Here is a 7,148-nt window from a genome sequence, read left to right on the forward strand (position 1 = left end):
CCACCGATTAGAGTCTCGGCAGGAGGGGCCGATGATCCAGCTCAAGCGACTCGGTCATGTCGCGTTGCGGGTGGCCGACGTGGAGCGGTCCAAGAAGTTCTACTCGACGGTCCTCGGCTTCGAGGTGGTGGAGGAGGACCCCGAGCATGGCGGCGTCTTCATGGCGCTCGAGGGGCTCAGCCACACGGTCGATCTCTTCCCCGCGGCGGATCCGCAGGCCGCGCCGCTCGCGACGCCGGGCGGGGTCGGCGTCCGGCACGTCGCGTTCCTGGTGGACAGCGAGCAGGCGCTCAAGGACGCCTACGTCACGCTCCAGGAGCACGGCGTGACGATCACCAGGGCCGTCGATCACGTGAGCCAGAAGAGCATCTACTTCCACGACCCCGACGGCAATCTGCTCGAGATCTACTACGAGCTGCCGCACGCCCGCGAGCTGTTCCGTCAGGGACGGGGCGATCGGGACGCGCCGCTGGCGCTCGACCGATAGGCCGGCGGCCGGGCCCGTCCAGTGATCTCCTCGCCGTTCACGCTCCTGCTCCTGCTCCTCCTGCTCGTTCTGCTCGGCGTGTTCCTGCTCCTCGTGGAGATGCGGGTCCTGGCGTACGCGTACCGCAAGGTCGGCGTCCACCCGCGGTACGCGTTCGCCGTGATGCTGCTCTCGCTCCTGGGGAGCCACGTCAACATCCCGCTCTACTCGATTCCCGTCCGGCACGTCCTGCGCCCGCACGAGTTCTCGATGTTCGGCCGGACGTATTTCGTTCCCGAGACGATCGAACAGGGCGCCACGGTCGTGGCGCTCAACGTCGGCGGCGCGCTGATTCCAATTCTGATATCGCTCTACCTGGTCCTCCGGACGCGGCTGTACGGACGCATGCTCATCGGTGTGGCCTTCGTCGCGGCGGTAGTCCACAGCCTGGCGCGGATCGTTCCCGGCATGGGCATCGTCGTCCCGATGTTCGTCCCGCCGCTCGTGGCCGCCGGGATCGCCTTGCTCCTCGCCTTTCGCAAGGCGCCGCCCGTCGCCTACGTGTCCGGGTCGATGGGCACGCTGGTCGGCGCCGACCTCCTCAACCTGGGCAGGATCGCCGACCTCGGCGCGCCGATCGTCTCGATCGGGGGCGCGGGGACGTTCGACGGGGTGTTCCTCACCGGCATCATTGCGGGACTCCTCGCATGACCGAGCCGGTGCGTGTGCACCTGCGGGTTCCGGGCACGGCGCCGGTGCCCGAGCTCACGGCGCTCATCCAGAGCATCGAAGCCGCCGGCTTCGATGGCGTCGGGATCCTCGACAGCCAGGTGCTGTGCCGCGACACGTTCGTCACCCTCGGCCAGGCCGCCGGCCGGACCTCCCGGCTGGCGCTCTTTCCGGCGGTCACCAATCCCTTCACGCGCCACGCGTCGGTGCTCGCGGGGGCGATCCAGACGGTCGAGGAGCTCGCGCCCAACCGCGTGAAGTTCGTGATCGGCACCGGCTACACGTCCGCGAGCACGATCGGGCGCAAGCCCGCCACGCTCGCCGAGATGCGCGCCTGCATCTCGTCGGTGCGAGCGCTGCTCGCCGGCGAGACCGTCGACTTCGGCGGCACGCCCGCGAGGCTCGCCTTCGCCTCGGGGCGGCGCATCCCGGTGCTGATGGCGGCGTCGGGCCCGAAGGCGATCGAGGTCGCCGGGGAGATCGCCGACGGCGTGCTGCTCCTCGTGGGCTTCAACCGGGGCATCGTGGCGACGGCCCTCGCGTCCCTCGAGCGCGGGGCGCGGCGCGCCGGGCGCCGGCTCGAGGACCTCGAGATCGTCTGGGCGGTGCGGACGGGGACGGCGAGCACCGTCGAGGCGGCGCGTCGAGCGGCGCGGCCGATCGCCGTCCACTGGGGAATCCTCCGCTGGGGCGGCCGCTGGCTCGAGCCCGCCGGGCTCCGCCTCCCGAAGCTCGAAATTCCCGACGCGGTATGGAAGATCTATCCCGATCTCTCGCACGCGCACGACTGGGAGGCGGCCATCGAGGCGACGTCCTTCGTGCCGGACGAGGTCGTCGCCCAGCTCTGCGAGGCGCTGGGGCTCATCGGGACGCCCGAGGATTGCGCCGGACGGATCGCGGAGATGACCAAGCTCGGCGTGCGGAACCTCTACCTCATGCCGTTCCAGACGTTCGCGGCGCCGACGCCGGAGATCCGCGCCTTCCGCGACGTCGTGTTCCCGCGCCTCCACGCGGCGGGGCTGCGCTAGGGCGAGCAGTCTCCGTGCGATCGACCTTGACCGTGGCGCGTCACGCGGCTATCGTCCGCCGCAGAATCACATCGACGGGGGACCCGCCATGCTGATCGCCGACTCGCAGGTTCACATCTGGGGCGCCGACACGCCGAACCGTGCCTGGCCGCCGGGCCGGACGCAGGACGCCCAGAAGCCCTACCCGGTCACCAAGGACATGCTGCTCTTCGAGATGGACCTGGCCGGGGTGGGCCGCATCGTCCTCGTGCCGCCCTCGTGGGAGGGCGAGCGCAACGACCTGGCCCTCGAGGCCGCGCGCCTGCACCCAGACCGCTTCGCCGTCATGGGCCGCCTGGCGCTCGAGCGGCCCGAGAGCCGCGCGCTCCTGGCCGACTGGAAGAAGCAGCCGGGGATGCTCGGCATGCGCTTCACGTTCCACACCGAGCGGTATCGCCCCTGGCTCACCGACGGGACCGCCGACTGGCTGTGGCCGGCGGCGGAGCGGGCCGGGATCCCGCTCATGGTCCTGATGCCGGGCTCGCTCGACGTCCTCGACCGGATCGCGGGCCAGCATCCCGGTCTCAAGCTGGTGATCGACCACGTCGGGCTCAACATCCGCGCCAAGGGCCCGAAGGTGTTCGAGGACCTGCCGGCCGTCTGCGCGCTCGCCAAGCGCCCGAACGTCGCCGTCAAGGCGTCAGGGATGCCGTCGCTATCCACCGAGGGCTACCCGTTCCGCGACCTGCACCCGCACATCCGCACGCTGGTGGAGGCCTTCGGCCCGCGCCGGACCTTCTGGGGCACGGACCTCACCCGCATGCCGTGCACCTACTACGAGTGCATCACGCTCTTCACCGAGCACCTGCCGTGGCTCACGGGCGAGGACCTCGAGTGGGTGATGGGGCGCGGCGTCTGCGAGTGGCTCGGCTGGCCGGTGCCCAAGCGGACCTGACGCCGCGGCGGGCGAGTCGTGCCGCCGTCACCGCGAAGCGGCGCGGGCGTAGCTGACGGTCAGGATCTCCCAGAGATGGCCGTCCGCGTCCTGCCAGTAGACGTTCTTCCCGCCGAGGCGCGTGTTGACCTGCAGGTCGTCCCCGCCGTGGGGGCGGCTGCGGTACGCGATCCGCGCCGCGCGGACGCGACCGAGGATCGCGTCGAACTCGTCGTCGCCGACGTGGAAGCAGAGGTGATGGCTCTCGAACCGTTCCCGCTCGGCGAAGTCGAGGGTCAGCGTCTCGTTGACGTAGACGGGGCTGAAGTCGCCCTGTGACGGCTCCCAGGGCACGCCGAGGAGGTCGGCCAGGAACCTGGCCGCGGCGGTTCGGTCGTGCGAAGGGACGATGACGTGATCGAGCTGGATCGCCATGGAGCACCTCCGGAACCGGTCGGGCGCTAGTGTACAGCGTCCGTGTGCTATCCTCACGTGCGCGCAGCTCACCGGAAGGAGACCGCGCATGACGACTCCTGCCGCGCCCCGCGCCTGGCCCGGGGCGACGCTCGCCCGCGTGCCCTACTGGGTTTACCAGGACGAGGCCAACTATCGTGACGAGCTGCGCCGCCTGTTCGAGGGCCCGGTCTGGAACTACGTCGGCCTCGAATCGGACGTCGCGCGCCCGGGCGACTTCCGCACCACGTTCGTGGGCGAGATGCCGGTCATCGTCGTGCGCGGCGACGACGGCGCGATCCACGCCTTCGAGAACCGGTGCGCGCACCGCGGCGCGCTGATCGCGCTCGACGACGCGGGCACGGTGGCCAAGCGCTTCCAGTGCGTCTATCACGCGTGGAGCTACGACCTCGAGGGCAACCTCGTCGGCGTCGCGTTCGAGAAGGGATCCCACGGCCGGGGCGGGATGCCGGCGGACTTCTGCAAGGCCGAGCACGGGCCGCGGAAGCTCCGCACGACGACGCTGTGCGGCCTCGTCTTCGCGAGCCTGTCCCCGCAGGCGCCGCCGATCGAGCAGTACCTGGGCGAGGAGGTGCGGCGGCGCGTCGCGCGGGTGCTCGGCAAGCCGGTACAGGTGCTCGGCCGCTTCGTCCAGGCCCTGCCGAACAACTGGAAGCTCTACGCCGAGAACGTGAAGGACACCTACCACGCGAGCCTGCTCCACGCGTTCTTCACGTCCTTCCGCGTCACGCGGCTCACGCAGGGCGGCGGCGTGGTGGTGAGCCCCGACGGCGCGCACCACGCGAGCGCCACGCTCGACCGGGCCGACGACAGCGAGGGCGGGGCGTATCGCGAGCAGGGCCTCCGCGCGGATCACGCCGGCTATCGCCTCGCCGATCCGAGCCTGCTCGAGGCCGTGGACGAGTTCGGCGACGGGGTCAAGCTGCAGATCCTGACGGTGTTCCCCAACTTCGTGCTGCAGCAGATCTACAACAGCCTCGCGGTGCGCCAGATTCTCCCCAAGGGGCCGGGCGCGATGGAGCTCCACTGGACGTACTTCGGCTTCGCCGACGACACGCCCGCGATGCGCCGGCGGCGGCTCCGACAGGCGAACCTGGTCGGGCCCGCGGGCTACGTGTCCATGGAGGACGGCTGCGTCGGCGGCTTCGTCCAGCGCGGCGTCGCGGCCGCCGCCGACGCGGTGTCGGTCGTCAACATGGGCGGCGAGGGCGCCGAGTCGCAGGACACCCGCGCGACCGAGGCCTCGGTGCGCGGGTTCTGGAAGGCGTACCGGCGCTACATGGGCTACTGACGTGGCGGCGACGGACCTGCCGGCCGCCGACCTCCTGCCGCTCGTCTCCGCGCTGAACGCCGACTACGCGCGCGCCATCGACGACGACCGGCTCGAGACCTGGCCCGGCTTCTTCGTCGAGCAGTGCGTCTACAAGATCACGTCGGCCGACAACCACCGGAAGGGGCTCGAGGTGGGCGTCGTCTACGCCGACTCCCGGGGCATGCTCCGTGACCGGGTCACGGCGCTCCGCCAAGCGAGCGTCTACGAGCGCCAGACGTACCGTCACCTGGTCGGCCTGCCCGCGATCCTCGGCGAGACCGACGGCGGCGTGCGCGCCGAGACCCCGTTCCTCGTGGTCCGCATCGTGCGCGACGGCACGATGGACCTCTTCGCCACCGGCCGCTATCTCGACGTCCTGGTCGACGAGGGCGGCACGCTGCGCTTCCGCGAGCGCATCGTCGTCTGCGACAGCAGCCGCTTCGACACGCTGCTGGCGATCCCTTTGTAACCCACGCTCAGGAGGTCCCATGTGCGTCGATAACGACTCCCGACCCCCGATTCGCCCGATCGCCGGCGGCTCCGCCGGCTCCCACGACCTGCGCCTGACGTCGGCCGACGGCACGCGCGTCATGGCCCACGCCGCGCGCGCCGGCACGCCCTCGGGCGCCGGCATGGTCGTCATCCCGGACGTGCGCGGCCTGCACCCGTACTACAAGGAGCTCGCCGACCGCTTCGCCGAGGTGGGCGTGGACGCGGTCGCCATCGACTTCTTCGCGCGGACGGCGCCGTCCGAGGATCGCGGCGAGAGCTTCGACTTCATGGCCCAGGTGCCGCAGACGAAGCCGGAGACGCTCCTGGCGGACATCGCTGCCGCGGGCGCGTACCTCAAGAGCCCGGAGGGCGGACGGGTGCGCGCGCTGTTCTCGGTCGGCTTCTGCTTCGGCGGGGCGCTGTCCTACTTCCAGGCGGCGAGCGGCCTCGGCTACGCCGGCGTGATCGGCTTCTACGGCTGGCCGCTCGGGCTCAAGCGATGGCCGGACCGGCCGAAGCCGATCGACACGGTCGGCCGCTACACGTGCCCCGTCCTCTCGCTCTTTGGCGGCGCCGACGAGGGAATTCCACAGGCCGCCGTCGACGAGTTCGACGCCGCGTGCCGCAAGGCCGGCGTCAAGCACAGCTTCACGGTTTACCCCGGCGCCCCGCACAGCTTTTTCGACCGCAAGCAGAAGGAGTTCGCCGACGCGTCCGCGGACGCGTGGCGGCGCGTGCGGGAGTTCGTGACCCAGAACACCAAGCGCTGACCGCGCCGGAAGACCGGATGCTCCGGGCGGCGGGCTCCGCCCTCAGCCCGCCGCCCGCTCGGGGTAGGACCGGAGCCCGCGACCTCCCACCGCGAGGAGGCCCGCGCCGGCCCACGCGAGCCCGCCGAAGAGAAGATACGCGCCCGGGATGCTGACGGCCGCGAGCGCGCCGGTCACGAGGGGACTGGCCGCGGTCCCGAACTGCACCCCCATGGCGAGCCAGCCGAACGCCGCGGCCCGATTGTCGCTCGGCACGATGAGGGCGCCGAGCGCGTAGGCCAGCGTCAGCGCGCTGCCCAGACAGAGTGCCAGCAGCGCGCGCAGGACGAGCAGCGTGAGCCAGCCGCGGGCCAGCGCCATCGCGGCGCAGAGCGGGCCGCCGGCGAGCAGCCCGAGCATGAGCAGCTGCGCGGCGGGGATGCCGCGCGACAGCCGCGCCGCGAAGGTGGCCGAGATCGTGGCCGCGACGGCGGCGACCGAGATGATCACACCGGAGATCGCCGCGACCGCCTCGACGCCGGGCAGGTGGGCCACATGGAGCGGAATCAGCAGCGCCAGTCCGCGGTCGAGGAACTGCGCAACGAGGAGCAGCCCCAGCACGAGCGGGAAATGAGCGTAGCGGAACATGTGCCGCAGGGGCAGGTGGGGGATGGCCGCCCGCGGGGCGCGCCGGCCTCCCGGCGCGACCTCCTGGAAGAGCACGATCAGCCCGACGAGGGCCACCGCGCACAGCCCCGCCGTCATGAAGAAGGCGTAGCGGATCCCGAGGTGCGAGGCGACGTAGCCGCCGGCGGCCGGCCCGATCGCCGCGCTGAGCAGCTGGGCGGACTGCACCATCCCGATCGCGGTCGGCACCCTGTCGGCGGGCGCCGACACGCTGGCGAGCGCCATCGCCATCGGCGTGAAGCCCGCGAAGAAGCCCTGGACGAGGCGGGCGAGGAAGAGCTGCTCGACCGACGTGACG

The 7,148-nt window shown here is 71.5% G+C and carries 9 protein-coding genes; 7 read left to right on the top strand and 2 right to left on the bottom strand.

The features are described from left to right. Positions 1-31: 31 nt before the first annotated feature. From VKG64_12815 to VKG64_12830, 4 genes are all read left to right on the top strand, one after another. A complete protein-coding gene (locus VKG64_12815; protein HKB25923.1) occupies positions 32-487 on the top strand; it encodes a VOC family protein in 456 nt (151 codons plus the stop codon). Positions 488-508: 21 nt separating this feature from the next. Beyond that, positions 509-1,177 (top strand): DUF1614 domain-containing protein, encoded by a 669-nt coding sequence (locus tag VKG64_12820; GenBank protein HKB25924.1) that lies wholly within the window; start codon positions 509-511, stop codon positions 1,175-1,177. Then, the gene (locus tag VKG64_12825; protein HKB25925.1) at positions 1,174-2,223 is read left to right on the top strand and encodes an LLM class flavin-dependent oxidoreductase; all 1,050 of its coding nucleotides are present in this window, start codon (positions 1,174-1,176) and stop codon (positions 2,221-2,223) included. The genes VKG64_12820 and VKG64_12825 overlap by 4 nt, the downstream gene beginning before the upstream one ends. Before the next feature lie 88 nt (positions 2,224-2,311). Continuing rightward, positions 2,312-3,157: an amidohydrolase family protein gene (locus tag VKG64_12830; GenBank protein ID HKB25926.1), complete on the top strand. Its 846-nt coding sequence runs from the start codon at positions 2,312-2,314 to the stop codon at positions 3,155-3,157. Between the two features lie 27 nt (positions 3,158-3,184). Here VKG64_12830 and VKG64_12835 read toward each other — a convergent pair whose 3' ends face one another. Then, entirely contained in the window at positions 3,185-3,571 is a 387-nt protein-coding gene (locus VKG64_12835) for a VOC family protein (GenBank protein HKB25927.1), read from the bottom strand. Between the two features lie 88 nt (positions 3,572-3,659). Here VKG64_12835 and VKG64_12840 point away from each other — a divergent pair, with 88 nt between their 5' ends. From VKG64_12840 to VKG64_12850, 3 genes are read left to right on the top strand one after another with little or no spacing between them, the layout of a single operon-like run. After that, entirely contained in the window at positions 3,660-4,901 is a 1,242-nt protein-coding gene (locus tag VKG64_12840; protein ID HKB25928.1) for a Rieske 2Fe-2S domain-containing protein, read from the top strand. Position 4,902: 1 nt separating this feature from the next. Then, entirely contained in the window at positions 4,903-5,391 is a 489-nt protein-coding gene (locus tag VKG64_12845; protein ID HKB25929.1) for an aromatic-ring-hydroxylating dioxygenase subunit beta, read from the top strand. Between the two features lie 19 nt (positions 5,392-5,410). Then, a complete protein-coding gene (locus VKG64_12850; GenBank protein HKB25930.1) occupies positions 5,411-6,184 on the top strand; it encodes a dienelactone hydrolase family protein in 774 nt (257 codons plus the stop codon). Positions 6,185-6,226: 42 nt separating this feature from the next. Here VKG64_12850 and VKG64_12855 read toward each other — a convergent pair. Next, positions 6,227-7,148 (bottom strand): MFS transporter (locus tag VKG64_12855; protein HKB25931.1); only part of this gene is annotated, 922 nt, incomplete at its 5' end.

The sequence above is a fragment of the Candidatus Methylomirabilota bacterium genome, assembly GCA_035260325.1.
Lineage (GTDB): Bacteria > Methylomirabilota > Methylomirabilia > Rokubacteriales > CSP1-6 > AR19.